Source organism: Sphingomonas sp. S-NIH.Pt3_0716, from assembly GCF_003950715.1.
GTDB classification, from domain to species: Bacteria; Pseudomonadota; Alphaproteobacteria; order Sphingomonadales; family Sphingomonadaceae; genus Sphingobium; species Sphingobium yanoikuyae_A.
In genome coordinates this window covers 92,859-117,884 of the sequence record NZ_QLJK01000013.1, presented here as the reverse complement: position 1 = coordinate 117,884, position 25,026 = coordinate 92,859, and the positions used below count along the sequence as shown (strand labels likewise).

29 protein-coding genes and 1 other RNA gene are annotated in these 25,026 nt (G+C 64.5%); 23 read left to right on the top strand and 7 right to left on the bottom strand.

Annotation, left to right across the window (positions count from 1 at the left end):
- Positions 1-2 precede the first annotated feature (2 nt).
- From BRX37_RS12620 to BRX37_RS12610, 4 genes are all read right to left on the bottom strand, one after another.
- Positions 3-584: a 5-formyltetrahydrofolate cyclo-ligase gene (locus BRX37_RS12620; RefSeq protein ID WP_125987356.1), complete on the bottom strand. Its 582-nt coding sequence runs from the start codon at positions 582-584 to the stop codon at positions 3-5.
- Between the two features lie 28 nt (positions 585-612).
- Positions 613-769: non-coding RNA, 6S RNA (gene ssrS, locus BRX37_RS27620), on the bottom strand.
- A gap of 11 nt (positions 770-780) precedes the next feature.
- The gene (locus BRX37_RS12615) at positions 781-1,116 is read right to left on the bottom strand and encodes a cell division protein ZapA (protein ID WP_125987354.1); all 336 of its coding nucleotides are present in this window, start codon (positions 1,114-1,116) and stop codon (positions 781-783) included.
- Positions 1,109-1,465, bottom strand: a complete 357-nt coding sequence (locus BRX37_RS12610; RefSeq protein WP_164522451.1) for a hypothetical protein — start codon at positions 1,463-1,465, stop codon at positions 1,109-1,111. The genes BRX37_RS12615 and BRX37_RS12610 overlap by 8 nt, the downstream gene beginning before the upstream one ends.
- A gap of 9 nt (positions 1,466-1,474) precedes the next feature.
- On the opposite strand from BRX37_RS12610, the gene tkt reads away from it, so the two are divergent.
- The 3 genes from tkt (at position 1,475) to BRX37_RS12595 (ending at position 5,763) form a co-directional block, all read left to right on the top strand.
- The gene (tkt, locus tag BRX37_RS12605; protein WP_125987350.1) at positions 1,475-3,442 is read left to right on the top strand and encodes a transketolase; all 1,968 of its coding nucleotides are present in this window, start codon (positions 1,475-1,477) and stop codon (positions 3,440-3,442) included.
- A 36-nt stretch (positions 3,443-3,478) separates the two neighbouring features.
- Positions 3,479-4,489 carry a type I glyceraldehyde-3-phosphate dehydrogenase gene (gap, locus tag BRX37_RS12600; protein WP_004211711.1) on the top strand — a complete coding sequence of 337 codons (1,011 nt, stop codon included), beginning with the start codon at positions 3,479-3,481 and terminating at the stop codon, positions 4,487-4,489.
- A 71-nt stretch (positions 4,490-4,560) separates the two neighbouring features.
- Positions 4,561-5,763: a phosphoglycerate kinase gene (locus BRX37_RS12595; RefSeq protein WP_037507546.1), complete on the top strand. Its 1,203-nt coding sequence runs from the start codon at positions 4,561-4,563 to the stop codon at positions 5,761-5,763.
- Between the two features lie 20 nt (positions 5,764-5,783).
- Here BRX37_RS12595 and BRX37_RS12590 read toward each other — a convergent pair whose 3' ends face one another.
- Positions 5,784-6,995 (bottom strand): MFS transporter, encoded by a 1,212-nt coding sequence (locus tag BRX37_RS12590; protein WP_125987348.1) that lies wholly within the window; start codon positions 6,993-6,995, stop codon positions 5,784-5,786.
- 79 nt (positions 6,996-7,074) lie between these two features.
- Positions 7,075-7,572 carry a TlpA disulfide reductase family protein gene (locus tag BRX37_RS12585; RefSeq protein WP_206434158.1) on the bottom strand — a complete coding sequence of 166 codons (498 nt, stop codon included), beginning with the start codon at positions 7,570-7,572 and terminating at the stop codon, positions 7,075-7,077.
- Between the two features lie 260 nt (positions 7,573-7,832).
- Here BRX37_RS12585 and BRX37_RS12580 point away from each other — a divergent pair, with 260 nt between their 5' ends.
- Together BRX37_RS12580 and BRX37_RS12575 are read left to right on the top strand one after the other, a co-directional pair.
- Complete coding sequence (locus tag BRX37_RS12580) at positions 7,833-8,738, top strand: fructose bisphosphate aldolase (protein WP_125987382.1); 906 nt, start codon at positions 7,833-7,835, stop codon at positions 8,736-8,738.
- A 5-nt stretch (positions 8,739-8,743) separates the two neighbouring features.
- Entirely contained in the window at positions 8,744-9,247 is a 504-nt protein-coding gene (locus BRX37_RS12575) for a hypothetical protein (RefSeq protein WP_125987344.1), read from the top strand.
- Here BRX37_RS12575 and BRX37_RS12570 read toward each other — a convergent pair.
- A complete protein-coding gene (locus tag BRX37_RS12570) occupies positions 9,225-10,352 on the bottom strand; it encodes a DmpA family aminopeptidase (RefSeq protein WP_125987342.1) in 1,128 nt (375 codons plus the stop codon). The two genes, BRX37_RS12575 and BRX37_RS12570, sit on opposite strands and share 23 nt — an antisense overlap.
- A 74-nt stretch (positions 10,353-10,426) precedes the next feature.
- Between BRX37_RS12570 and thiE the strand changes: the two genes are divergently transcribed.
- From thiE to nuoK, 18 genes are all read left to right on the top strand, one after another.
- Complete coding sequence (thiE, locus tag BRX37_RS12565) at positions 10,427-11,119, top strand: thiamine phosphate synthase (RefSeq protein ID WP_010337227.1); 693 nt, start codon at positions 10,427-10,429, stop codon at positions 11,117-11,119.
- A 74-nt stretch (positions 11,120-11,193) separates the two neighbouring features.
- On the top strand, positions 11,194-11,562 hold the full coding sequence (locus tag BRX37_RS12560; RefSeq protein WP_004211722.1) for a DUF1622 domain-containing protein: 369 nt from the start codon (positions 11,194-11,196) through the stop codon (positions 11,560-11,562).
- A 48-nt stretch (positions 11,563-11,610) separates the two neighbouring features.
- Positions 11,611-12,729 (top strand): L,D-transpeptidase family protein, encoded by a 1,119-nt coding sequence (locus BRX37_RS12555; RefSeq protein ID WP_125987340.1) that lies wholly within the window; start codon positions 11,611-11,613, stop codon positions 12,727-12,729.
- The gene (locus BRX37_RS12550) at positions 12,726-13,292 is read left to right on the top strand and encodes a M23 family metallopeptidase (protein ID WP_125987338.1); all 567 of its coding nucleotides are present in this window, start codon (positions 12,726-12,728) and stop codon (positions 13,290-13,292) included. The genes BRX37_RS12555 and BRX37_RS12550 overlap by 4 nt, the downstream gene beginning before the upstream one ends.
- 214 nt (positions 13,293-13,506) lie before the next feature.
- Entirely contained in the window at positions 13,507-14,070 is a 564-nt protein-coding gene (gene efp / locus BRX37_RS12545; protein WP_004211725.1) for an elongation factor P, read from the top strand.
- On the top strand, positions 14,070-14,426 hold the full coding sequence (locus BRX37_RS12540; RefSeq protein ID WP_125987336.1) for a hypothetical protein: 357 nt from the start codon (positions 14,070-14,072) through the stop codon (positions 14,424-14,426). Before efp ends, BRX37_RS12540 begins: the two co-directional genes overlap by 1 nt.
- A 36-nt stretch (positions 14,427-14,462) precedes the next feature.
- Positions 14,463-15,275, top strand: a complete 813-nt coding sequence (locus BRX37_RS12535; RefSeq protein ID WP_125987335.1) for an inositol monophosphatase family protein — start codon at positions 14,463-14,465, stop codon at positions 15,273-15,275.
- A gap of 296 nt (positions 15,276-15,571) precedes the next feature.
- Positions 15,572-15,946, top strand: a complete 375-nt coding sequence (locus BRX37_RS12530; protein ID WP_004211729.1) for an NADH-quinone oxidoreductase subunit A — start codon at positions 15,572-15,574, stop codon at positions 15,944-15,946.
- Positions 15,937-16,491, top strand: a complete 555-nt coding sequence (locus BRX37_RS12525) for a NuoB/complex I 20 kDa subunit family protein (RefSeq protein WP_004211730.1) — start codon at positions 15,937-15,939, stop codon at positions 16,489-16,491. Before BRX37_RS12530 ends, BRX37_RS12525 begins: the two co-directional genes overlap by 10 nt.
- A 1-nt stretch (position 16,492) precedes the next feature.
- On the top strand, positions 16,493-17,290 hold the full coding sequence (locus BRX37_RS12520; RefSeq protein WP_125987333.1) for an NADH-quinone oxidoreductase subunit C: 798 nt from the start codon (positions 16,493-16,495) through the stop codon (positions 17,288-17,290).
- Entirely contained in the window at positions 17,290-18,525 is a 1,236-nt protein-coding gene (locus tag BRX37_RS12515) for an NADH-quinone oxidoreductase subunit D (protein ID WP_004211732.1), read from the top strand. Before BRX37_RS12520 ends, BRX37_RS12515 begins: the two co-directional genes overlap by 1 nt.
- Positions 18,525-19,208 carry a complex I 24 kDa subunit family protein gene (locus BRX37_RS12510; RefSeq protein ID WP_004211734.1) on the top strand — a complete coding sequence of 228 codons (684 nt, stop codon included), beginning with the start codon at positions 18,525-18,527 and terminating at the stop codon, positions 19,206-19,208. The genes BRX37_RS12515 and BRX37_RS12510 overlap by 1 nt, the downstream gene beginning before the upstream one ends.
- Positions 19,205-20,539: an NADH-quinone oxidoreductase subunit NuoF gene (gene nuoF, locus BRX37_RS12505; protein WP_004211735.1), complete on the top strand. Its 1,335-nt coding sequence runs from the start codon at positions 19,205-19,207 to the stop codon at positions 20,537-20,539. Before BRX37_RS12510 ends, nuoF begins: the two co-directional genes overlap by 4 nt.
- A 2-nt stretch (positions 20,540-20,541) precedes the next feature.
- A complete protein-coding gene (gene nuoG, locus BRX37_RS12500; RefSeq protein WP_125987331.1) occupies positions 20,542-22,548 on the top strand; it encodes an NADH-quinone oxidoreductase subunit NuoG in 2,007 nt (668 codons plus the stop codon).
- The gene (gene nuoH, locus BRX37_RS12495; protein ID WP_017501781.1) at positions 22,545-23,594 is read left to right on the top strand and encodes an NADH-quinone oxidoreductase subunit NuoH; all 1,050 of its coding nucleotides are present in this window, start codon (positions 22,545-22,547) and stop codon (positions 23,592-23,594) included. The genes nuoG and nuoH overlap by 4 nt, the downstream gene beginning before the upstream one ends.
- Complete coding sequence (nuoI, locus tag BRX37_RS12490; RefSeq protein WP_004211738.1) at positions 23,591-24,076, top strand: NADH-quinone oxidoreductase subunit NuoI; 486 nt, start codon at positions 23,591-23,593, stop codon at positions 24,074-24,076. Before nuoH ends, nuoI begins: the two co-directional genes overlap by 4 nt.
- Positions 24,077-24,105: 29 nt before the next feature.
- A complete protein-coding gene (locus BRX37_RS12485; RefSeq protein WP_004211740.1) occupies positions 24,106-24,717 on the top strand; it encodes an NADH-quinone oxidoreductase subunit J in 612 nt (203 codons plus the stop codon).
- The gene (nuoK, locus tag BRX37_RS12480) at positions 24,714-25,019 is read left to right on the top strand and encodes an NADH-quinone oxidoreductase subunit NuoK (RefSeq protein WP_004211745.1); all 306 of its coding nucleotides are present in this window, start codon (positions 24,714-24,716) and stop codon (positions 25,017-25,019) included. Before BRX37_RS12485 ends, nuoK begins: the two co-directional genes overlap by 4 nt.
- Positions 25,020-25,026: the final 7 nt, after the last annotated feature.

The window sequence follows — 25,026 nt, the reverse complement described above, 5'->3', positions numbered from 1 at the left end:
AGTCAGGTTGCCTCGATCACGGCGGTTTCGGTCAGGATCATGTCGAGCGGCAGATCCCATGGGTCGGCCGGCACATCATCCAGTTCCTGCGCCGACCAGGCAAGGCCGACGCGCAAGGCATCGGGATGGCGGGCAAAGGCGCGGTCATAATAGCCGCCGCCCTGGCCGAGGCGGTTCATCCGCTGGTCGAAACCCAGCAGTGGCGCGATGATGACATCCGGCGCCACCGCGCCGCCTGATGGCTCGGGGTGGCTGGTGCCGAACAGGCCGGGGAACAGCTGGTCCTCCGGCCGCCACAGCAAGAAATCCATGCTGCCGAGGCGATCGAGCACGCGCGGCAACGCCACCTGCTTGCCCATCACGCCCAGTTGCGGGGCCAGCCGCTGCGCTGGCGCCTCGTCATCCAGCGCCATGTAGAGCGCAATCACCTGCGCGTCGGCGATGCGCTGGGCGAGCGGGGAGGGGATGGCCTTGAACGCCAGCCTGTGGGTCAGCGCGTCGAGCGAGGCGACGAAGTTGCGCCGCCGCTGCCGGGCGATTGCGCGCAGGGTCGACTTGTCGGCGGCATCACTGTCGTCGGGCATGGGGTGCCTTTGCTGGTAGGGGAGGGGTGACGGGACCGCCTTGGCCGTTTGCTGGAATATCCTCTGACGCCTCAACGTCAGGTGGGGACCATGTAGATCGGGCCAGAGCCCGCCCAGGGACAGCCCCCGTGGATGTGATTATCGCCTCAGGGATGTTCGCTAAAGCTCGCACCAGGCAGTGCCCGTCTCCGCCAATCTAGGCGTCGGCGGCGCGGGCGGCAAGAGCCTCGCTCAGCTTTTCTACGCGGGCGGCCAGTGCCTCGACCGCGCGGGCGGCCGGCTCGTCGTCGCTATCCAGCGCCAGCTGCTCCTGTCGGCCTGCCGCGGCGCGCTTCAGTTCGTTGAGTTCGTCCGCCATGAACAGCGCCGCGAACAGCAGCGTGCGCACCTCGGTCAGGCCCGGCGTGCTGCGCTGCGCCTGATAGGCCTTGTCCTCGATGATTTGGGCCAGATGCGCCATATGCGCTTCCTCGCCATCGCGGCAGCGCAGCTGATAGGGGCGGCCGGCGATCTGCAGCATGATTTCAGCCATCGGCGCGCCCCCGCAATTCCCCGATCAGATCGTCCAGCGATTGCAATGCCGCCTGGGCGGCTATCTGGTCGATGCCGGAATTGGCGTGGGGGACAGCCTGCGAAAGGCTGGCCACATTCTGTTCAAGCCGACTGATCGCGCGCTCCAGCGTGCCGATCGCCTGCATCATGCGGTCGCTTGCCATATTTTCTGCATAGCCAATGTTTTCGCCTTGCAAAAGCGCTGTTTGGACGGCTTGCCGCGCACCACGCCCCGCCTGCGGTTGACGCATGGGGATTGACGCGACAAAGGGAACCCAAATCGACTCGCCCGTTCGCGCGGGCCGTTCCATGCCAGTCATGAAAGACATCTTCCCGCTATGACCGTTTCCGACACGCAGCTCGCCAACGCCATCCGGGCGCTTTCCATGGACGCCGTGCAGGCTGCCAATAGCGGCCATCCCGGCATGCCGATGGGCATGGCTGACGTCGCCACCGTGCTGTTCAAGGATTATGTGAAGTTCGATCCGGCCGCGCCGAAATGGGCCGATCGCGACCGTTTCGTGCTGTCGGCCGGCCATGGCTCGATGCTGATTTACTCGCTGCTGAACCTCACCGGCTATGCCCGTCCGACCATGGACGACATCCGCAACTTCCGCCAGCTCGGTTCGCCCTGCGCCGGCCACCCGGAGAATTTCGAGCTGGCAGGGGTCGAAGCGACCACCGGCCCGCTGGGTTCGGGCCTTGCCACCGCCGTCGGCATGGCGATTGCCGAGCGTCACCTGAACGCCGAGTTCGGCGACGATCTGGTCGATCACCGCACCTGGGTGATCGCCGGCGACGGCTGCCTGATGGAAGGCATCAACCATGAGGCGATCGGCCTTGCCGGTCACCTCAACCTCTCGCGCCTGATCGTGCTGTGGGACGACAACAAGATCACCATCGACGGCGCCGTCGACCTGTCGAGCAACGAAGATGTCCGCGCCCGCTATGCCGCCACCGGCTGGCATGTCGTGTCGTGCGACGGCCATGACGTTGCCGACGTGCGCCGCGCCATCGACGAAGCACTGGCCGATCCGCGTCCCTCGCTGATCGCCTGCGCCACCAAGATCGGTTATGGCGCGCCGAACAAGGCTGGCACCTCGGGCGTCCACGGCTCGGCGCTGGGCGAGGCCGAAGTCGCCGCCGCCCGCGAGTTCCTCGGCTGGACCGCCGAACCCTTCGTGGTCCCCGCCGACATCGACGCCGCCTGGAAGGCGATCGGTGCCAAGGGCGGTGATGTTCGCAAGGCTTGGGAAGGTCGCCTGGCAAATGCCGCGGAAGGCGATGAATTTTCGCGCCGCATGGCGGGCGAACTGCCGGCCGGCTTCTCGCTCGACGCCTATATCGACAGCCTGATCGCCAATCCGCAGAAGGTCGCCACCCGCAAGGCCAGCGAACTGGCGCTGGGCGCGATCAACGATCTGCTGCCCGAAACCGTCGGCGGCTCGGCCGACCTTACCGGCTCGAACAACACCAAGACCAAGTCGACCGGCCCGCTGACCCGCGACGATTATTCGGGCCGCTATGTCTATTATGGCATTCGCGAATTCGGCATGGCCTGCGCGATGAACGGCATGGCGCTGCATGGTGGCGTGATCCCCTATGGCGGCACCTTCCTGGTCTTCTCCGACTATATGCGCGCCGGCATCCGCCTCGCCGCGCTGCAGGAACAGCGCGTGATCCACGTCCTCACCCATGACTCGATCGGTCTGGGCGAAGACGGCCCGACCCACCAGCCGATCGAGCATGTCATGTCGATGCGCATGATCCCGAACCTCGACGTCTATCGCCCGGCCGACATCGTCGAGACGGCGGAGTGCTGGGAATTGGCACTGAAGGATGCGACCGGCCCGTCGGTGCTGGCGCTGACCCGCCAGAACCTGCCGCAGCTGCGCCTGGAAAAAGCTGAGAATCTGTCGGCCAAGGGCGCCTATCGCCTGGTCGCCGCGACCGCCGATCGCAAGGTCGTGCTGCTCGCCACCGGTTCGGAAGTCGAGATCGCCGTCGCCACCGCAAAGGCGCTGGAAGAGCAGGGCATCGGCGCCGACGTCGTCTCGATGCCCAGCTGGGCCCATTTCGACGCGCAGGACGCCGCCTACAAGGCCGACATCCTGCCCGCCGGCGTGCTGCGCGCCTCGATCGAGGCCGGCACCACCTTCGGCTGGGAACGCTATACCGGCCTTGACGGCCTGCGCTTCGGCATCGACAGCTTCGGCGCGTCGGCTCCGGCCGAAGTGCTCTACGACCATTTCGGCCTGACCGCCGCCAAGATCGCTCCGCAGATCAAGGCCGCGCTCGGCGCCTGAGCCCAAGACCTACACGCAAACCGGGAGACAAGTGCAGTGGCAACGAAGGTAGCAATCAACGGTTTCGGCCGCATCGGTCGTCTGGTGGCGCGTGCCATCCTCTCGCGCACCGACCATGATCTGGAACTGGTGAGCATCAACGACTTGGGCGATGCCAAGGCCAATGCCCTGCTGTTCAAGCGCGACTCGGTCCATGGCAACTGGGCTGGCGAAGTCAGCGTCGACGGCGATTTCCTGGTGGTCGACGGCAAGAAGATCAAGGTGACGGCAGAGCGCGATCCCGCCAACCTGCCGCACGCCGAACTGGGCGTCGAAATCGCCCTGGAATGCACCGGCATCTTCACCAGCAAGGACAAGGCCGGCGCCCACCTGACCGCCGGCGCCAAGCGCGTCGTCATCTCGGCACCGGGCACCAACGTCGACAAGACTGTCGTCTTCGGTGTCAACCATGACGAGCTGACCGCCGACGACATCATCATCTCGAACGCCAGCTGCACCACCAACTGCCTGGCGCCGCTCGCCAAGGTGCTGAATGATTCGATCGGCATCGAACGCGGCTTCATGACCACGATCCACAGCTACACCAACGACCAGAACACGCTGGACCAGATCCACAAGGACATGCGTCGCGCCCGCGCCGCAGCCCTGTCGATGATCCCGACCACCACCGGTGCCGCCCGCGCCGTGGGTGAGGTTCTGCCGGCGCTCAAGGGCAAGCTGGACGGTTCGTCGGTCCGCGTGCCGACCCCGAACGTCTCGGTCGTCGACCTGAAGTTCATCCCCAGCCGCGCCACCACGGTCGAGGAAGTCAACGGCCTGCTTAAGGCTGCCTCGGAATCCGGCCCGCTCAAGGGCATCCTGGGCTATTCGGACGAGCCGCTGGTCTCGATCGATTACAATGGCGATCCGCGCAGCTCGACCGTCGACAGCCTGGAAACGGCCGTGATCGAGGGCAACCTGGTCCGCGTGCTCAGCTGGTACGACAATGAATGGGGCTTCTCGAACCGCATGATCGACACCTCGGGTGTCATGGCGAAGTTCCTCTAAGCCTTCTCAGCCCCGCCGGACCAACCGGCGGGGTTTTTCTTCTGACATAATTCCAAATTCTAGGAGCGATCATGGCAAAGCCGTTCAAGACACTCGACGACATGGGCGACATCACCGGCAAGGTGGTGCTGGTGCGCGAGGATCTGAACGTGCCGATGCAGGACGGTTCGGTCAGCGACGACACCCGTCTGCGCGCGGCGATGCCGACCATCCTGGAACTGGCCGATCGCGGTGCCAAGGTGCTGATCCTCGCCCATTTCGGCCGGCCCAAGGGCCAGAAGAACCCGGAATTTTCGCTGAGCAAGATCACCCGTCCGCTGACCCAGGTGCTGGGCCGCGAGGTGCAGTTCATTCCCGACTGCCAGGGTGAGGCCGCGACCGACGGCATCAAGGTGATGCGCAACGGCGACATCGCCATCCTCGAAAATACCCGCTTCCATGCCGGCGAGGAAAAGAATGATCCCGCGCTGGTCGACGCGATCGCCGCGATCGGCGACCTCTATGTCAACGACGCCTTTTCCGCCGCGCACCGCGCCCATGCTTCGACCGAGGGACTGGCCCACAAGCTGCCCGCCTTCGCCGGCCGCTCGATGGAGAAGGAACTGGACGCGCTCGAAGCTGCGCTCGGTGCCCCGGTCAAGCCGGTCGCGGCCGTCGTCGGCGGCGCCAAGGTGTCGACCAAGCTCGACGTGCTCAACAATCTCGTGACCAAGGTCGATCATCTGATCATCGGCGGCGGCATGGCCAACACCTTCCTCCACGCCCGCGGCGTCGATGTCGGCAAGTCGCTGTGCGAAAAGGATCTGGCCGACACGGCGGACGCCATCTTCGACAAGGCGGAAGAAGCCGGCTGCATCATCCATCTGCCCTATGACGTGGTCGTGGCGAAGGAATTTGCCGCCAACCCGCCGTCGGTCCGGACCTGCAACGTGCATGAAGTCGCGGAAGACGAGATGATCCTCGACGTCGGTCCGGCCGCGGTCGAGGCGCTGGGCGATGCGCTCAAGAATTGCCGCACCCTGGTGTGGAACGGCCCGCTCGGCGCGTTCGAGATCGCGCCCTTCGACGCGGCGACCGTCGCCCTTGCCAAGACGGCAGCGGCGCTCACGAAGGAAGGCCAGCTGGTCTCTGTCGCGGGCGGTGGCGACACCGTCGCCGCGCTCAACCATGCCGGCGCGGCCGCCGACTTCACCTTCATCTCGACCGCCGGCGGCGCCTTCCTCGAATGGATGGAAGGCAAGGAACTGCCGGGCGTGAAGGCGCTCTACGCCTAAGTCTTTTGACGGCAGGGGCGTCAGCGCGTGGCGCTGGCGCCCCGATCGAACAGGATGAAGACCAGCGCGGCCACGCCGCCGATCGCCGCACCGGCGATCGCGCTCAGGCTCCAGCCGCCCGCTTCATAGGTGGTCGATCCGATCACCGATCCGAGCGCGCCGACCACGAACATCACCGTCATATAGGCTGCGTTGATCCGGCCGCGGGCATGGGGATCGAGCGAGAAGATCAGCTTCTGCCCGGTGATCTGGCTGACCTGCACCGCCGCATCGATCAGCACCGCCATGATGGTGAAGCCGATCAGGCTGCCCGCCGCCACCGTCCAGTCCGCCAGCAGGAAGCCTATGGCGAGCGCTATCAGCGCGCCGAGCGAGGCCGGGCCGGTGAGCCGTCGGTCGGCCAGCCAGCCCGCCACCGGCGCCACCAGCGCGCCGCCTGCGCCAGCGAGCGCAAAGGCGCCGATGCCATTATGGCCCAGGCCAAAGTCATGGATCAGGCTCAGCGGCGCAGCGGTCCAGAACAGGTTGAACGCCGCGAACATCGACGCCTGATAGAAGGCACGCATCCGCACCACGCGATATTTGCCAAGCTGCGAGAAGGTGGAGCTTAGGACTTCGCCATAATGCATGCCGCCCTTGGGCCGGCGCTGCGGACAGGCGATCAGCAGCGCTATCGCGACCAGCGCGATCACCCCGGCCGACAGCAGGAAGGTCGCGCGCCAGCCCATCGATCCGGCCAGGAAGCTGGCGATCGGCCGCGACAGCATGATGCCGAACAACAGGCCGCTCATCACCGTGCCGACCACGCGGCCCTGCCGCTCGGGCGGGGCCAGATGGGAGGCGAGGGGGATCAGCACCTGCACGCCGGTCGCGCCGACGCCGGTCATGACCGACGCGATCAGGAAGGTGGCCGGACCATTGGACAGGGCGATGGCGATACAGCCCAGCACCGTTGCCACCGCCGATATTAACACGATCCGCCGGTTCTCGAACAGGTCGGCCAGCGGCACCACCAGGATGATGCCCAGGCCATAGCCGAGCTGCGTCAGCGTGGTGATGAGGCCCGCGACCCCTGCCGACATGCCGATTTCCGGCCCGATCACATCGATCAGCGTCTGGGCATAATAGAGGTTGGCCACCATCGTCCCGCACGCGACCGCCATCAGCAATATGGCGAAGCGGGACAGGGGCGCATCATCGCGCGGTAGGGGCAGGGCGGCAGAATGGGTCATGCCGCCCTAATGGTCCCGCCATGGCCGGCTTTCAACCGGATGACGGAAATTTCATTGTGCAATGCAACGGAAATTGCCCTCAGGCGGGTGGTTGTTCGTTGAGCAAGGGCACCAGCAGCGCATTGAGGTCATCCAGATCGAACGCGCCGGACTTGGCGTAGCGCAGCCGGCCCGCCCGATCGATGACGAAATTGGTCGGCACCCCGGTCAGCGGGCCATAGGGGCCCTTGATCCTTTTGGCCGACGGGATGTGCATCGCCGCGAACAATTGCTTCAGCTGTGCGATTGGTACCGATCCTTCGGTCGTTATCGCGAAGACTTTCAGCCCATGTTTCTTCTGGAGCCCATAATAGCTGTCGAGCGTCGGCAATTCCTTGCGACACGGTACGCACCAGGTCGCCCAGAAATTGAGCAGCACCACCTGGCCCTTCAGTTCCGCCAGCGACACCTTGCTGCCGTCGATCAGCGTCAGCTCGAAATCCGGCGCCATCTCGCCGACCACCGGCTTGGTCGCCGCCTGCGCCACCCCGATATCGAACAGCCCCAGCATCAGCGCGGCCGCCATGACGGGCCGCATCTTCCCGATCCCCATTCTTCCCCCGATTCAGACCTTTGGCCACAGCCTATCAGGCACTTTCGCACGCGCCAACGATATTGGCGGCCGCCCCGTCGCCGCGCGGGGGGCAAGCATCTTGCGGTGCGACATGGGACTAGCTAACAGCCCGGATACCGGCGCGCCTGACAGCGCGCTACAGTCATGCCCTCGGGTTCGCCCGATGGCTTCCATCTTTCCGCGCTGCCGAGGGGGCGGCGCGCCCCAAGAGAAGGTATGTGCAGATGCTGGATCAGGACATGGTCAAGAAGGCTTCCGACGGTCAGGGCTTCATCGCCGCGCTCGACCAGAGCGGCGGTTCGACGCCCAAGGCGCTCAAGGGCTATGGCGTGGACGAGAGCGCCTGGAGCAATGACGAGGAGATGTTCGGCCTGATCCATGGCATGCGCAGCCGCGTCATCACCTCGCCCGCATTCACCGGCGACAAGGTGCTGGGCGCGATCCTGTTCGAACGCACCATGGACGGCACCGTCGACGGCAAGCCGACCCCGACCGCGCTGATCGAACGGGGCGTCGTGCCCTTCATCAAGATCGACAAGGGCCTGGAGGACGAGGCGAACGGCGTGCAGCTGATGAAGCCGATGCCCGAACTCGATGCGCTGCTCGCCCGCGCCAAGGGCCTGGGCGTGTTCGGCACCAAGGAACGCTCGGTTGTCAACCTCGCCAACCGTGAGGGCATTGCCGCCGTGGTCGCGCAGCAGTTCGAAGTCGGCCGCCAAGTGCTGGCCGGCGGTCTGATGCCGATCATCGAACCCGAAGTGAACATCAAGTCGCCCGAACGCGCCGAGGCCGACCAGATCCTGCTGGAGGAAATCCTCAAGCAGCTCGACGCCCTGCCCGAAGGCGAGCAGGTGATGCTCAAGCTCTCGCTGCCCGCCAAGGCCGGCCTGTTCGATCCGCTGGTCGATCATCCCAAGGTGCTGCGCGTCGTGGCCCTGTCGGGCGGCTTCAGCCGCACCGAAGCCTGCGCCGAACTCGCCAAGAATCGCGGCATCATCGCCAGCTTCAGCCGCGCGCTGCTGAACGACCTGCGCCACCAGATGAGCGACGACGAATTCAACGCGTCGCTGGGCGAGGCGATCGACGAAATCTACGCCGCTTCGGCCACCAAGACCCCGGTCGCGGCCTGACGCATATGGACGGCGCCGGGCAGGGGGGAAGTCCCGCCGGCGCCGCCTTTTCCTATCATCGCGCGGTCGCGCCGATGCTCTGGATTCTACTGGGCCTGATGGTCGTCGAGACGTCCGTGGTCCATCTGCTGGTCGCGCTATGGAGTCCGCGCGCGGCGCTGCTCCTCTCGCTGCTGAGCCTCACCACGATCGGTTGGTTCATCCTTTTCATTCGCGCCTTGCGCCACCATCCGGTGCGGATCGGCCCGGACGGGCTGGTCTGGCCCATCGGCAAGCTACGCAGCCTCACCATTCCCTGGCCGCAAGTCGCGGGGCCATGCGACGACTGGACTCTGGCCGATCTCAAGGCAGCCGGCCTGTTCAACGGCGCGCTGGTCGCCCACCCCAACATCGTCATCGCGCTCGACCCGCCGGCCAAGGCAGGGCGGCGCACGATCCGCTACCTCGCCCACCGGCTCGACGATCCGGCTGCCTTTATCGCAGCCTTCAGCGCGCGTCCTTCAGCATAGGCAGCACCTTGTCGAGCGGCAGGGCCTCTGCCGTCCCGCGATTGCCGACCACGGTCTGCGCCTTGAACAGCGCGTTCAACACCGCTTCCTCGGTCGCCTCGATCGTCGCCTGGAACAGCGGCGACATGCGGTCATTGGGCAGGTCATCGACGGCCGCCACGGCATTGCGCTTCGCCGCCGTGCGCCGCACCGCCGCGCTGGTCGAAAAGGCGATGGCATAGTCCCCCGACCCGTTGGAGAAGCTGGAGCCGGTCCGCGCGATGCCGCCAAAGGCGCGCTCGGCGATGCGGCGCAGATTGCGGTCGGACAGCGGCGCATCGGTCGCGATCACGATCACGACCGACCCATCCGCCTTCTTTTCCTCGACCTGCTGGCGATAGTCATAGCGGCCAAGCTTTACTCCCACCGGCACGCCCGCAATCGTCAGCACGCCGCCATAATTGGCCTGCACCAGCACGCCCACCGTCCAGCCGCCCAGCGACGCCGGCAGCTTGCGGGAGGATGTGCCGATCCCTGCCTTGAAGCCGAAGGCCACTGTGCCGGTGCCGGCGCCCACCACACCTTCCTCGACCGGGCCGGCCTTGGCGCTCTCGATCGCGCGCCGCGCATCGGCGATGGTGACATGCCGCCCGCGAATGTCATTGAGCATGCCGTCATTGGTTTCGCCGACCACGGCATTGACCGACCGCACCTCCTCATTGCCCGTTTGCGCCAGCGTCCATTCGACCGAGGCCGCACCGGCCTCCGCCACGTTCAGCGTGTTGGTCAGCAGGATCGGCGTCTCGATCTCGCCCAGCTCCGCAACCTGGGTCGATCCCATGAACTTGCCGAACGCATTATAGGCGACGAAGCCGGCCGGCACCTTGTCCTGGAACAGGTTGCCGGCGTGCGGCAGGATCGCGGTGACGCCGGTATTGACGTCCTTGCTGCGCGGCAGCGTTACCTGGCCCACCTTCACCCCCGCGACGTCGGTGATCGCGTTGAGCGGGCCGGGCCGGAGGATGCCGACGGTCACGCCGGCCTCCCGCGCGCGCGGCCGCGGCGCCTCCTGCGCCAGCACGGGCGCGGCGGACAGGAGCAGCAGGACGGCGAAAGCGTGGCGCATGGAATATCCTTCGGTATTGTGATCGCGGTCATAGCCGCACTTGGCGCGGCCGCGCGAGCGGCTATAAGGCGCGCATGACCGATTTCACTGACGAAGAACTGGCGCTCGACCCCCATTTTGCCGAGCAGTTCGAAAAGGGCTTTCGCCCGGCCTGCCAACTTTACCTGATTTCGCCGCCGGCGATCGACGAGACTTTCGTCGATCAGCTCGCCCAGGCGTTCGACGGCGGCAAGGTGGCCGCCTTCCAGCTGCGCCTCAAAGGGATCGACGATCATGCCATCGCCGCGCTCGCCGGGCCGATCCAGGCGCTCTGCGCCGAGCGCGAGGTCGCCTTCATCATCAATGACAGCATCGGCCTTGCCAAGCGGCTGAACGCCGATGGCGTCCATCTGGGGCAGGAAGATGGCGACCCGCGCGAGGCGCGCAAGCAGCTTGGTCCCAAGGTGCAGATCGGCGTGACCTGCCATGACAGCCGCCATCTGGCGATGGAAGCGGGCGAGGCGGGGGCCGACTATGTCGCCTTCGGCGCCTTCTACCCGACCACGACCAAGGAAACGACGCACCGCGCCGAACCGTCGATCCTGGGCTGGTGGACCACCCTGTTCGAACTGCCCTGCGTCGCGATCGGCGGCATCACGCCGGACAATGCCGCCCCCCTGATCGCGGCAGGCGCCGACTTCCTGGCGGTCAGCGGCACGGTGTGGAATCATCCCGAAGGGCCCAAGGCCGGCGTCGCCGCCTTCGCGTCGGTGCTGGGCGGGGCCTAATCGCGGGTTTATCCCGATAGGCAAAGGGCCGCCACCGGGCCAGCATCCCTGCAATCGGGCAAGGGATGCTAGGCATGGCGTTGGAAGAATTCGTCCATCAGTTGGCGGAATATGTCGCGCTGCTGGTCAATCTGCTGGCGATCCTGGCGATCGCCATCGGTTCGGTTCAGGGCGCGATCGGCCTGACGGGGCTGCTATTGTTCAAGGCGGACGAATCGAAGCTCATGCCCGTCTGGATGAGCTTTGGCCGCTGGGCGGTCGCCGGGCTGAGTTTCCAGCTTGCGGCCGATATCGTGGAAACCAGCATCGCCCCGACCTGGGCGGAAATCGGCAAGCTCGGGGCGATCGCGGCCATCCGCACCTTCCTCAACTATTTCCTCGACCGGGATCTTGAGGGGATACGCGAGCGCGAGAAGGCCAAGGCGGAGGCCGAAGCCATCTGATCGCAGCGGCGCAGGCAGCTTTCCGCCGCCTGCTGCGTTGTCTCTTCCATGATGTGGGAGAGTATCGCCTTGAAATATCGTCTTCTCGGCCTGCCGCTGCTGTGCGCGGCCTGCAATGTGTCGACCACCGACGCTAATGAAAGCCAGCCAGCCGCGCCAACCAACCAGACACCGATCAACCAGACACAGGCCGCGCCCGATCCCTCGGCCGCCTATGCTTTCCAGGTCGTGGAGGAACCCGGCGGCAAGCCTTGGCAGCCCAACCAGATATTGCAGGCGCAGGTGGCGCTCGATCGCTGGGGCTTCTCGCCCGGCGTGATGGACGGCAAGGACGGCATGAGCTTCAAGGCGGCCTTGCGCGGCTTCCAGGAGGCGAACAAGCTGCCCGTCACCGGCAACTATGACCAGAAGACCTCGGCCGCGCTGCTGGAGGGGGAGGCGAAGCCGACCACCTGGCTGGTGCGTATTCCTGATGGTTTTGCCCGCGGACCCTTCTTCGACATTCCCAAGGGATTGAACAATCAGGCGAGCCTGCCCGCGCTCACCTATCGCAACCTGCTCGAAAAGCTGGCGGAGCGCTTCCACACCACGCCTGAAGTGCTGACCGGCATGAACCCGCCCGATACGAAGGTCGCGGCCGGCGCGACCATCCGCGTGCCGGCGATTGCCAACCAGCCGGTGGCACGGATCGAAGGCGACGAGCGTGGCTGGGGCGAAACGCTCGCCAGCCTGGGCGTCGCCAAGGACCAGCCACAGGCCGACCATCTGGTGGTCGACAAGTCGGAAGGGCTGCTCAAAGTCTATGGCGCGGACAATAGGCTGATCGCGCAATTCCCGGTCACCACCGGGTCACAGCATGATCCGCTGCCGCTGGGCGAATGGACGATCAAGGGCGTCAGCCGCAATCCCGACTTCCATTATAATCCTGACCTGTTCTGGGATGCCGCGTCGAAGGATCAGAAGGCGGTGCTGAAGCCCGGCCCTAACGGCCCGGTCGGCGTCGTGTGGATCGATCTGTCCAAGGATCATTATGGCATCCATGGCACGCCCGAGCCGCAACTGATCGGCCGCACCGAAAGCCATGGCTGCATCCGCCTCACCAACTGGGATGCCGCGCGGCTGGCGCAGATGGTGAAGAGCGGCGTCAAGGCGAAGTTCCAGGCATGAATGTCCGGCTGTGGGGCGGTATCGCGGTCGCGCTGCTGCTCTGCATCGCCTTCGCCCGATATTGCGTGCGGATCGTCCCGGCCGATGCGCCGGTGCGATCCGCTGTGTCTGCGCCGCCAACCGTCAGCGACGGTGCGCTGCTGATCCCGGTGGAGGGTGTGCCGGCCTCCGCGCTCACCGACACCTTCACCCAGGCGCGGGCAGGCGGCGCCCGTCCGCATGACGCGATCGACATCATGGCGGCGCGGGGCAGGGCGGTGCTGGCCGCTGCCGACGGCCGGATCGAGAAGATCTTCTGGAGCGAGGCGGGTGGCCGCACCCTTTATGAACGCGCGCCCGACGGGCACACCCTCTATTATTATGCCCATCTCGACAGCTATGCGCCGGGCCTGCACGAAGGGCAGGCGGTCAGGCGCGGGCAGCGCATCGCGACCGTGGGCAGCACCGGCAATGCCGATCCCGCCGCGCCGCACCTCCATTTCGCCGTCAACCGCATGGCGCCGGCTGATCCCTGGTATGGTGGCCAGCCGGTCAATCCCTATCCGCTGCTGGTCGGCCAATGACCTGTCCTATCGGCCCGCGATCGGCTATCATCGGGGTCAGCCGCGATCGAAAATTGCTCAAGTAGGAAAGCGAATTTCAAAATCTGCGGGAAATGTGCGAAGTTAAGCGGAAACGCCGCCCTCTTGCCCTTGGCGCCGTCTCGCGGTAAAGGCGCGGCCAGCCTCGCAGAGGCCGGCTCTTTTCCACATTCAGACATATAGGCAGGCTCTTCCCATGAAGATCAGCGGCGTGGACATTCGTCCCGGCAACAATATCGAATATGAGGGTGGCCTGTGGCGCGCCGTCAAGATTCAGCACACCCAGCCCGGCAAGGGCGGCGCCTATATGCAGGTGGAGCTGAAGAACCTGATCGATGGCCGCAAGAACAATGTCCGCTTCCGCTCGGCCGAGAGCGTCGAGCGCATCCGCCTCGACACCAAGGATTTCCAGTATCTCTACCCCGAGGGTGACATGCTGGTGTTCATGGACACCGAAACCTATGACCAGATCAACCTGCCGATGGACCTGGTCGGCGATGCCGCCGCCTTCCTGCAGGACGGCATGATGGTCATGCTGGAAATGTATGAAGAACGTCCGATCAGCGTCCAGCTGCCCGAGACGGTCGAAGCGACCATCGTCGAAGCCGACGCCGTGGTGAAGGGCCAGACCGCATCGGCCAGCTACAAGCCGGCGATCCTCGATAATGGCGTCCGCGTCATGGTTCCGCCGCACATCGTCACCGGCACGCGCATCGTGGTCGATGTCTATGAGCGCGAATATGTGAAGCGGGCCGACTGATGCGGTTCGGGCGCAGCACGGCAGTTGCCGCCATCCTCGCGATCGGCGCCCTGCCGGCTGCGCTCCCTGCCCAGACGGTCAACAAGCCGTCCAAGGCGCAGATCGACAGTGCGGCCTATGTGCTGCAGGTCATCAGCAGTGCGTTGGAGTCGAAGGAGGTTGAGGCGCCGGTCAAGACCGCGCTGTTCGAATGCCTCTACAGCAATTCGCTGTCGCAGATCAGTGCGGCGACCGACAAGGTGATCGCGGGCAATCCGGGCAAGGTGAACCGCAAGGATCCCTCGCAGATGCTGGCGGTGATCGCCGGCACCTGTGGCTATCGTCCGGCCGCTGCCAAGCCCGCCCCCAAGAATTAAAGCAAAGGCCGCCCACCGGGGCGGCGGAGATTTTACATGGTATCCCATTCCGGCCTTCTCACCGTCATGGAACGCGCCGCCCGCAAGGCCGGCTCCAAGCTGCGCCGCGACTTCGGCGAGGTCGAGCATCTGCAGGTGTCGCGCAAGGGGCCGGCGGACTTCGTGTCCAAGGCCGACAAGCAGGCTGAGCAGACGCTGGTCGAGGAACTGCAGAAGGCGCGTCCCGACTGGGGCTTCCTGCTGGAAGAGGGCGGGGTGATCGAGGGCGATCCCAACAAGCCGCGCTGGATCATCGATCCGCTCGACGGCACCACCAACTTCCTGCATGGCATCCCGCACTTCGCCATCTCGATCGCTGTCGAGGAGCCGTTGTTCGGCGGCAAGCGCGAAGTGACCTCGGGCCTGATCTATCAGCCGGTCACCGACGAAAGCTATTGGGCGGAAAAGAATCGCGGCGCCTGGCGTCATGACCAGCGTCTGCGCGTCTCGGCCCGCCGTGACCTTGCCGACTGCCTGATCGCCACCGGCATTCCGTTCATGGGCCATGGCAACATGGCCGAATGGACCCGCATCTTCGGTGCAGTGGCGCCTTCGGTCGCTGGCCTGCGCCGCTTCGGTGCCGCCTCGCTCGACCTCGCCCATGTCGCCTCGGGCCGCTATGACGGCTTCTGGGAAGGCGGCCTGCAGCCCTGGGACGTGGCGGCTGGCATCCTGATGGTGCGCGAAGCCGGTGGCTTCGTCAGCGACTTCCGCGGCGGCGACCAGATGATCGACCGCAAGGAAGTGATCGCAGGCAATGACGCGACCCACAGCAAGCTGCACAAGCTGGTGGCCGGCGCGCTGCGCTAAGAGCCTGGTCGCGATTGGGGGAGGTGCTTCGCGTTTCCGCCGATGGCGTGAATCAGGCTCTGCTAAGCTTCTGATTTAAGAGCAAAGGGCGTCGGCCCACCGCGGCGAGTCTTCGGGCTTCCAAAGGTGGTCCGGCGCCTGTTTTTTTGTGTCTGCGGCAATCGTCTCTTGCGCTTTTGGTAACGCGATCAAGCCTTTGCAATTGTTGCGAATCATTCTCATGGGTTCGCCCCTTGCTTCGCATATGCAGCAGGCCTAAAGGCCCCCCCAGAACAATTTTCGCCCAGGGGATTCCATTGGTCGATCTCAGCCAATATCTGCCGATCCTGATCTTTCTCGGGATCGCTCTGCTGCTCTCCAGCACCTTCGTCTTCTTGCCGATGCTGGTTGGCCGCCTGACCGGTGCGCACAAGCCCGATCCTGCAAAGCTGTCCGAATATGAATGCGGCTTCCCCGCATTTGAAGAGCCGCGCAGCCAGTTCGACGTGCGTTTCTACCTTGTCGCCATCCTGTTCATCATTTTCGACCTGGAAGCGGCATTCCTCTTTCCCTGGGCGGTGAGCCTTGACCAGATCGGCTGGGCCGGCTGGGCGACGATGATGATCTTCATAGCGGAGCTGGTGCTCGGCCTCGTCTATGCGTGGAAGAAGGGAGCACTCGATTGGGAGTAGAACTGACCAGCCCCATTCCCGGCACCATGCCGCCGATGGGGACGCAGCCCGACCAGGACTTCTTCAACGCGCTCAGCAGTGAAGTCAGCGACAAGGGCTTCCTTGTCACCTCGACCGAGGAACTATTCCAGTGGGCCCGCACGGGTTCGCTGTGGTGGATGACCTTCGGTCTGGCCTGCTGCGCCGTGGAGATGATCCACGTCAACATGCCGCGCTACGACATGGAGCGCTTCGGCGCCGCGCCGCGCGCATCTCCGCGCCAGTCGGACGTGATGATCGTCGCGGGCACGCTGTGCAACAAGATGGCTCCGGCGCTCCGCAAGGTCTATGACCAGATGTCCAACCCGAAATATGTGATTTCGATGGGCAGCTGCGCCAATGGCGGTGGTTACTACCACTATAGCTATTCGGTCGTCCGTGGCTGTGACCGCATCGTGCCGGTCGACATCTATGTGCCGGGCTGCCCGCCCACTGCCGAAGCTCTGCTCTACGGCATCATGCAGCTGCAGCGGAAGATCCGCCGGATCGGGACGATTGAGCGTTAATATGGGCCATTCTGCACCCAAGATCGTGAACCCCGAAGGGATCGCCGAGGAAATCGGCGCCCTGCTGGGGTCGATGCTGATCGAAACCATCGATCATGCTGACGAGCTGACCTTCGTTGTCGCGCGCGACGACCTGGCCAATGCCATGGTCGCGCTGCGCGACATGGCGCATTACCAGCAGCTGATGGAAATTGCCGGCGTCGACTATCCGGAGCGTCCGGATCGGTTCGAGGTCGCCTATCACCTGCTCAGCGTCACGCGGAACCACCGCGTCCGCGTCAAGGTCTCGACCGACGAGGATACGCCGGTGCCGACCGTCACGCACCTCTGGCCGGTCGCCGGCTGGCTGGAGCGCGAAGTGTTCGACATGTATGGCGTCATCTTCGACGGCAATACCGACCTGCGTCGCATCCTGACCGACTATGGTTTCAAGGGCCATCCGCAGCGCAAGGACTTCCCGCTGACCGGCTATGTCGAGCTGCGCTATTCCGAAGAGGACAAGCGCGTCGTCTATGAGCCGGTGAAGCTGGCCCAGGACTTCCGCAGCTTCGACTTCATGTCGCCCTGGGAAGGCGCGCAATACGTGCTTCCGGGCGACGAGAAGGCGGCGGCACCTGCCGCGCCGGCTCCTGCGCCCGCAGCCGCACCCACGCCCAAGGCGACGGAAAGCAAGGCCGACACCGGTGCTGGCGATGCCGCCAACAAGAAGGCCGAGGAAAAGTCGGCCGATGCGCCGGCCAAGCCCTCCGCCGAAACCGATGAAGGCAAGGGGGCTGCCAAGCCCGAAGGTAAGGCCTGATGTCCGACTATCTCGAAAAGATGGATCATGTCACCGATGCGGCCGACCCGGCCTATGGTGACACGGAAATCCAGAACTACACGATCAACTTCGGTCCGCAGCACCCTGCGGCGCACGGCGTTCTGCGTCTGGTCATGGAGCTGGACGGCGAAATCGTGGAGCGCTGCGACCCGCATGTCGGCCTGCTGCATCGCGGCACCGAAAAGCTGATCGAGCACAAGACCTATATGCAGGCGCTGCCCTATTTCGACCGGCTGGACTATTGTTCGCCGCTCGGCATGGAGCATAGCTATGTTCTGGCGGTCGAAAAGCTGCTGAACCTGGAAGTGCCGCTGCGCGCGCAATATCTGCGCGTGTTCTTCGCGGAACTGACCCGTATCTGCAATCACATGCTGAACCTGGGTTCGCACGTCATGGACGTTGGCGCGATGACGCCGAACCTGTGGCTGTTCGAAATCCGCGAGGATTGCCTCAACTTCTTCGAGCGCGCGTCGGGCGCCCGCATGCATTCGGCCTATTTCCGGCCGGGCGGCGTGCATCAGGACGTGCCGCTCAAGCTGCTGACCGACATCGCCGACTGGCTCGACACCCGTCTGCCGCGCCTGTTCGAGGACGCGATGAGCCTGGTCGTAGACAACCGCATCTTCAAGCAGCGCAATGTCGACATCTCGATCGTCAGCAAGGAAGACGCGCTGAAATGGGGCTTCTCCGGTCCCATGCTGCGTGGCTCGGGCATCGCCTGGGACATCCGCAAGGCGCAGCCCTACGACGTCTATGACCGCATGGAATTCGACGTTCCGGTCGGCACCGCGTTCGACTGCTACGACCGGTTCATGGTCCGCGTCGAGGAAGTGCGCCAGTCCGCGCGCATCATGAAGCAGTGCCTCAGTGAAATGCCTGAAGGGCCGATCGCCAGCTTCGACCGCAAGGTCTCCCCGCCCAAGCGCGGCGAGATGAAGAAGTCGATGGAAGCGCTGATCCACCACTTCAAGCTCTATACCGAGGGCTTCCACGTCCCCGCGGGCGAGGTCTATGTGGCGACCGAAAGCCCGAAGGGCGAATTCGGCGTCTATCTGGTCAGCGACGGCTCCAACAAGCCCTATCGCTGCAAGATCCGCCCGACCGCCTTCAGCCATCTGCAGGCGATGGACTTCATGATGAAGGGCCACATGCTGGCCGATACAACCGCTGTACTGGGCGCGATGGACATCGTGTTCGGAGAATGTGACCGATAATGGCTGACGCAGTTCATATCCCCGATGAGGCCGAAACCCGCGCGCGCTGGGGCGCGTTCGAGTGGACGCCCGAAAATGCCGAGCAGGCCAAGAAGGTCATCGCGCGCTATCCCGCCGGTCGCCAGCAGTCGGCGGTGATGCCGCTGCTCGACCTGGCCCAGCGCCAGGTTGGCGCGGAGACGCAGACCAATGGCTGGCTGCCGGTTCCGGTCATGGAATATATCGGGCGCCAGCTCGATATGCCGTACATGCGCGTCTATGAGGTCGCGACCTTCTACACCATGTACAATCTGGCGCCGGTCGGCCGTTACCATGTGCAGGTCTGCGGCACGACGCCGTGCATGCTGCGCGGGTCGGACGATGTCTTCGCCGCGTGCAAGAACAAGGGCCTGGTCAAGGGCGGCACGACCCCCGACGGCCTGTTCACCCTCAATGAGGTCGAATGCCTTGGTGCCTGCGCCAACGCGCCGATGGTCCAGATCAACGACGATAATTTCGAAGATCTGACCTACGACAGCACCATCGCCATCCTGGAAACGCTGGCCGCCGGCGGCCAGCCCAAGATCGGCCCGCAGATCGATCGTCAGACCAGCGCGCCGGAAGGTGGCCCGACCACCCTCAAGGAGATGGTCGGCGAAAATCACGACTATCGCGGTCAATGGAACGAAGGAGCGACGGCATGACCGATGCACCCGCACCGGCCCCCTTCGTCGGGCCGCTGTCCGACAAGGACCGCATCTTCACCAACGTCCACGGCTTCCAGGATTGGGGCGTCGACGCCGCGATGAAGCGTGGCGATTGGGACAATACCAAGAAGCTGATGGAAATCGGCCAGGACGCGATCATCGACACCATCAAGGCGTCGAACCTGCGCGGCCGTGGCGGCGCCGGCTTCCCGACCGGCATGAAGTGGAGCTTCATGCCCAAGGAAAGCAAGGACGGCCGTCCCAGCTTCCTCGTCATCAACGCCGACGAATCCGAACCGGGTTCGTGCAAGGACCGCGAAATCATCCGCCACGATCCGCACAAGCTGATCGAAGGCGCGCTGATCGCCGGTTTCGCGATGCGGGCGCGCGCCGCCTACATCTATATCCGCGGCGAGTTCATCTATGAGGCGAAGGTGCTCTTCGCTGCCGTCGAGCAGGCCTATGAAAAGGGCTTCATCGGCAAGAATGCCTGCGGTTCGGGCTATGATTTCGACGTGTTCGTCCATCGTGGCGCCGGCGCCTATATCTGCGGCGAGGAAACCGCCCAGATCGAAAGCATCGAGGGCAAGAAGGGCCAGCCCCGCCTGAAGCCGCCTTTCCCGGCCGGCGCGGGCCTTTATGGCTGCCCGACCACGGTGAACAACGTGGAATCGATCGCGGTTGCGCCGACGATCCTGCGTCGCGGCGCCGCCTGGTTCAACGGCTTTGGCCGTGAGAATAACCGCGGTACCAAGCTGTTCCAGATCAGCGGTCATGTGAACAAGCCGTGCGTCGTCGAGGAATCGATGTCGATCCCGTTCCGCGAACTGATCGATCGCCATTGCGGCGGCATCCGTGGCGGCTGGGACAATCTGCTCGCGGTCATTCCGGGCGGGTCGTCGGTGCCGCTGGTTCCTGCGAAGGAAATCATGGACGCACCGATGGACTTTGACGGTCTGCGCGCGCTGGGCTCGGGCCTGGGCACCGCCGCCGTCATCGTCATGGACAAGTCGACCGACATCGTCCGCGCCATTTCGCGTCTCTCCTATTTCTACAAGCATGAGAGCTGCGGCCAGTGTACGCCGTGCCGCGAAGGCACGGGCTGGATGTGGCGCGTCATGGAGCGTCTGCGCACCGGCGACGCGGACCAGAGCGAAATCGACATGCTGTTCCAGGTGACCAAGCAGGTTGAAGGCCACACCATCTGCGCGCTTGGCGACGCGGCGGCATGGCCGATCCAGGGGCTGATCCGGCACTTCCGTCCGGAAATCGAGCGCCGGATCAACGAGAACAAGGGTAGTGCCCCCGTCATGGAGGCAGCGGAGTAACCATGCCGAAGGTCAAAGTAGACGGCGTAGAACTCGAAGTCCCGGCGGGCGCCACAGTCCTCCAGGCTTGCGAGCAGGCGGGGAAGGAAATCCCCCGTTTCTGCTATCATGAGCGCCTTTCCATCGCCGGCAATTGCCGCATGTGCCTGGTCGAGGTGAAGCCCGGACCGCCCAAGCCGCAGGCTTCGTGCGCGCTTCCGGCCACCGAAGGCCAGGAAATCCGCACCGACAGCGAAATGGTCAAGAAGGCCCGCGAAGGGGTGATGGAGTTCCTGCTCATCAACCACCCGCTGGATTGCCCGATCTGCGACCAGGGTGGCGAGTGCGACCTGCAGGATCAGTCGGTGGCCTATGGCCGTGGTTCGTCGCGCTATGACGAGAACAAGCGCGCCGTCACCGAGAAGAATATGGGGCCGATCGTCAAGACGGTCATGACCCGCTGCATCCAGTGTACCCGTTGCGTGCGCTTTGCAGAGGAAGTCGCGGGCGTGCCGGAAATCGGCGCCATCTATCGCGGCGAGAATATGCAGATCACCACCTATCTCGAACATGCCGCCAAGAGCGAACTGTCGGGCAATGTGGTCGACCTGTGCCCGGTCGGCGCGCTGACCGCCAAGCCCTACGCTTTCGAAGCGCGTCCGTGGGAACTCAAGAAGACCCATGCGATCGACGTGATGGACGCGCTCGGCACCAACATCCGCCTCGACAGCCGTGGTCGTCAGGTGCTGCGCGCCGTGCCGCGCATCAATGACGACGTGAACGAGGAATGGGCGTCGGACAAGACCCGTCACAATGTCGACGGTCTGGTCCGCAAGCGTCTCGACAAGCCGTTCGTCCGCAAGGATGGCAAGCTGGTTCCGGCGACCTGGGCGGAAGCCTTTGCTGCCGTCGCCGCGGTCCAGCATGGCGGCAGCGTCGCGGCGATCGCCGGCGACCTGCTCGACTGCGAAACCATGTTCGCCGGCAAGGCGCTGGTCGAAAAGCTCGGCGGTTCGCTGCTGGAAGGCCGCCAGACCGGCCTGTCCTACGACGTGTCGAGCCTGTCGTCGGTGGTGTTCAACACCCCGCTCGCCGATCTCGAAACCGCGGACGTCATCCTGCTGGTCGGCACCAATCTGCGCTGGGAAGCGCCGCTGGTGAACACCCGCATCCGCAAGGCGATCAAGAAGGGCGCGAAGGTCTTCGCCGTTGGTCCCGAATTCGATCTGACCTACAAGGTCGAATGGCAGGGCAATGACGCGTCGCTGCTGGCCAAGCTGCCCGACGCCGTGCTCGAAGCCTTCAAGGGCGCAGCCCGTCCGGCGATGATCGTCGGCGGCGGCGTGCTGGCCAAGGACGGCGCGCATGGCGACACGCTGGCGCTGGTCGATACGCTGGGCCTGATCAAGGACGGCTGGAACGGTTACAATGTCCTGCACTTCGCGGCGGCCCGCATGGGCGGCCTGATGCTGGGCTATGCGACCAAGGGCGGCATCAAGGCCGTGGCTGCGGCCGCGCCGAAGCTGCTCTTCTCGCTCGGCGCCGACGAAGTCGATTATTCGGCCTTCGAGGGCAGCTTCAAGGTCTATGTCGGCCATCATGGCGACAAGGGCGCCCATGCGGCGGACGTGATCCTGCCGGGCGCAAGCTATGCCGAAAAGGCCGGTACCTACGTCAACCTGGAAGGCCGGGTGCAGTTCGGTGAAAAGGCCGTGTTCGCGCCGGGCGACGCCCGCGAGGACTGGTCGATCCTGCGCGCCCTGTCGGAAGCGCTGGGGGCCAAGCTGCCGTTCGACAGCTTCGACGCGTTGCGCGCCGAAATGGTCAAGGCGGTTCCGGCTCTCGGCGTCGAGGGTATCGCCAACTATGGCTGGTCGGTCCCGTCGCTGCCCACCGGTGCGACCGGTGAGCTGGGTTCGCCGATCAAGGATTTCTACCTCACCAACGCGATCTGCCGCGCCAGCCCGACGATGCAGCAATGCTCGGCCGAGCTGATCCATGGTGAAAGCTTCGCGGAGGCCGCAGAGTGACCGCTTTCTTCCAAGGCCTTGGCCTGCCTTTCGAGGGCGCCTGGCTGCTTTCGACCATTATCGGTATTCTGGTCATCGCACTGCCGCTGATGCTGGCCGTCGCCATGATCATCTATGCCGACCGCAAGATCTGGGCGGCCATGGCGCTGCGCCGTGGTCCCAACGTCGTCGGCCCGCTGGGGCTGCTTCAGTCCTTCGCGGACGGCCTCAAGGTCTTCCTGCAGGAAACCATCGTTCCCTCGGCGTCGAACAAGGCCCTGTTCCTGATCGCGCCGATCATCACCTTCACCGTGGCGCTGATGGCCTGGGCCGTCATCCCCTTCGGCGTCGGGGTGATGGTGTCGAACGTCAATGTCGGCCTGCTCTACATCCTCGCCATCTCGTCGCTCGGCGTCTATGGCGTGGTGCTGGCGGGGTGGGCGTCCAACTCCAAATATCCCTTCTACTCCGCGATCCGCGCCAGCGCGCAGATGATCAGCTATGAAGTCTCGATCGGCTTCATCCTGATCACCGTCGTGCTGTGGGCCGGCAGCTTCAACATGTCGGCGATCGTGGAAAGCCAGAAGGGCTATTATGGCTTCCTCAACGGCAACGGCTTCAACCCGCTGCTGTTCCCGATGGCGATCATGTTCCTGATTTCGGCCATGGCGGAAACGGCACGCGCGCCGTTCGACCTGACCGAAGCGGAATCCGAACTGGTCGCGGGTTACCAGACCGAATATTCGTCGATGGCCTTCGCCCTGTTTTGGCTCGGCGAATATGCCAACGTCATCCTGATGTGCGGCCTCAACGCGATCCTGTTCTGGGGTGGCTATCTGCCGCCGTTCGACTGGGCGCCGCTGTACCTGGTGCCGGGCATCATCTGGTTCCTGCTCAAGATCGCCTTCTTCTTCTTCGTCTTCTCCTGGGTGAAGGCGACGGTGCCCCGCTACCGTTATGACCAGCTGATGCGGCTGGGCTGGAAGATCTTCCTGCCGACCTCGCTCTTCTTCGTCTTCCTGGTTTCGGGCTTCCTCATGCTGACGCGCTATGGAGGCGCACAATGAGCCTCGGTTACTACGTCAAAAGCTTCACCCTCTGGGAGTTCGTGAAGGCGCACTGGCTGACCTTGAAGTATTTCTTCAAGCCCAAGGCGACGATCAACTACCCGTACGAGAAGAACCCGATTTCGCCGCGCTTCCGTGGTGAGCATGCGCTGCGCCGCTACCCCAACGGGGAAGAGCGCTGCATCGCGTGCAAGCTGTGCGAGGCCATTTGTCCGGCGCAGGCGATCACCATCGAGGCGCAGCCGCGCGACGATGGCAGCCGCCGCACCACGCGCTACGACATCGACATGACCAAGTGCATCTATTGCGGCTTCTGCCAGGAAGCCTGCCCGGTCGATGCGATCGTCGAGGGCCCGAACTTCGAGTTCGCGACCGAAACCCGCGAGGAGCTGATCTACGACAAGGCCAAGCTCCTGGAAAACGGTGACAAGTGGGAGCGTGCCATCGCTGCCAATCTTGCTGCCGATGCCCCCTATCGTTAAGCCGCCGGCGTCAAAGGGAATATGAACCTGTGATCCACGTCCTCGCCTTTTACCTGTTCGCCATTCTGGTGGTGAGCAGCGGCGCGCTCACGATATTGTCGCGCAACCCGGTCCACTCGGTCCTCTGGCTGATCCTGGCCTTCTTCAACGCTGCCGGTCTGATGATCCTGCTCGGCGCCGAATTCATCGCGATGCTGCTTGTCATCGTCTATGTCGGCGCGGTCGCGGTGCTGTTCCTGTTCGTCGTCATGATGCTCGACATCGACTTCGCCGAACTGCGCGCCGGCTTCGTCAGCTATCTGCCGTTCGGCCTGCTGATCGCGCTGGTGCTGCTGGCGGAAATCGTCCTCGGCATCGGCCTGTGGAGCGCCGGTCCGATCGAACTCGCGCAGCGTGCGGCCCCGGCCAATCCGGAACTTTCCAACATCCAGGCGATCGGCGGCATTCTCTACACCCGCTACATCTTCCTGTTCGAGGCGGCGGGTATCGTCCTGCTGGTCGCGATGATCGGCGCCATCGTGCTGACCCATCGTGCCCGTGGCGGCGTCCGTGGTCAGAATGTTGCCAAGCAGAACCGCCGTCGTCCGCAGGACGCCGTGCGCAACATCAATCAGCCCGTGGGGCAGGGGGTGGAGCTGTGATCGGCCTTCAACATTATATGGTGGTCAGCGCCATCCTCTTCGTGATGGGGGTGCTCGGCATCTTCATCAATCGCAAGAATGTCATCATCATCCTGATGGCGATCGAGCTGATCCTCCTCAGCGTGAACATCAACCTCGTCGCCTTCAGCGCCTTCCTGGGCGATCTGGTGGGCCAGGTCTTCTCGATGTTCGTGCTGACCGTCGCGGCGGGTGAAGCGGCCATCGGCCTCGCCATCCTCGTCATTTACTTCCGTGGTCGCGGCACCATCGCCGTCGACGATGTCAACCGGATGAAGGGCTGAGCCAAAT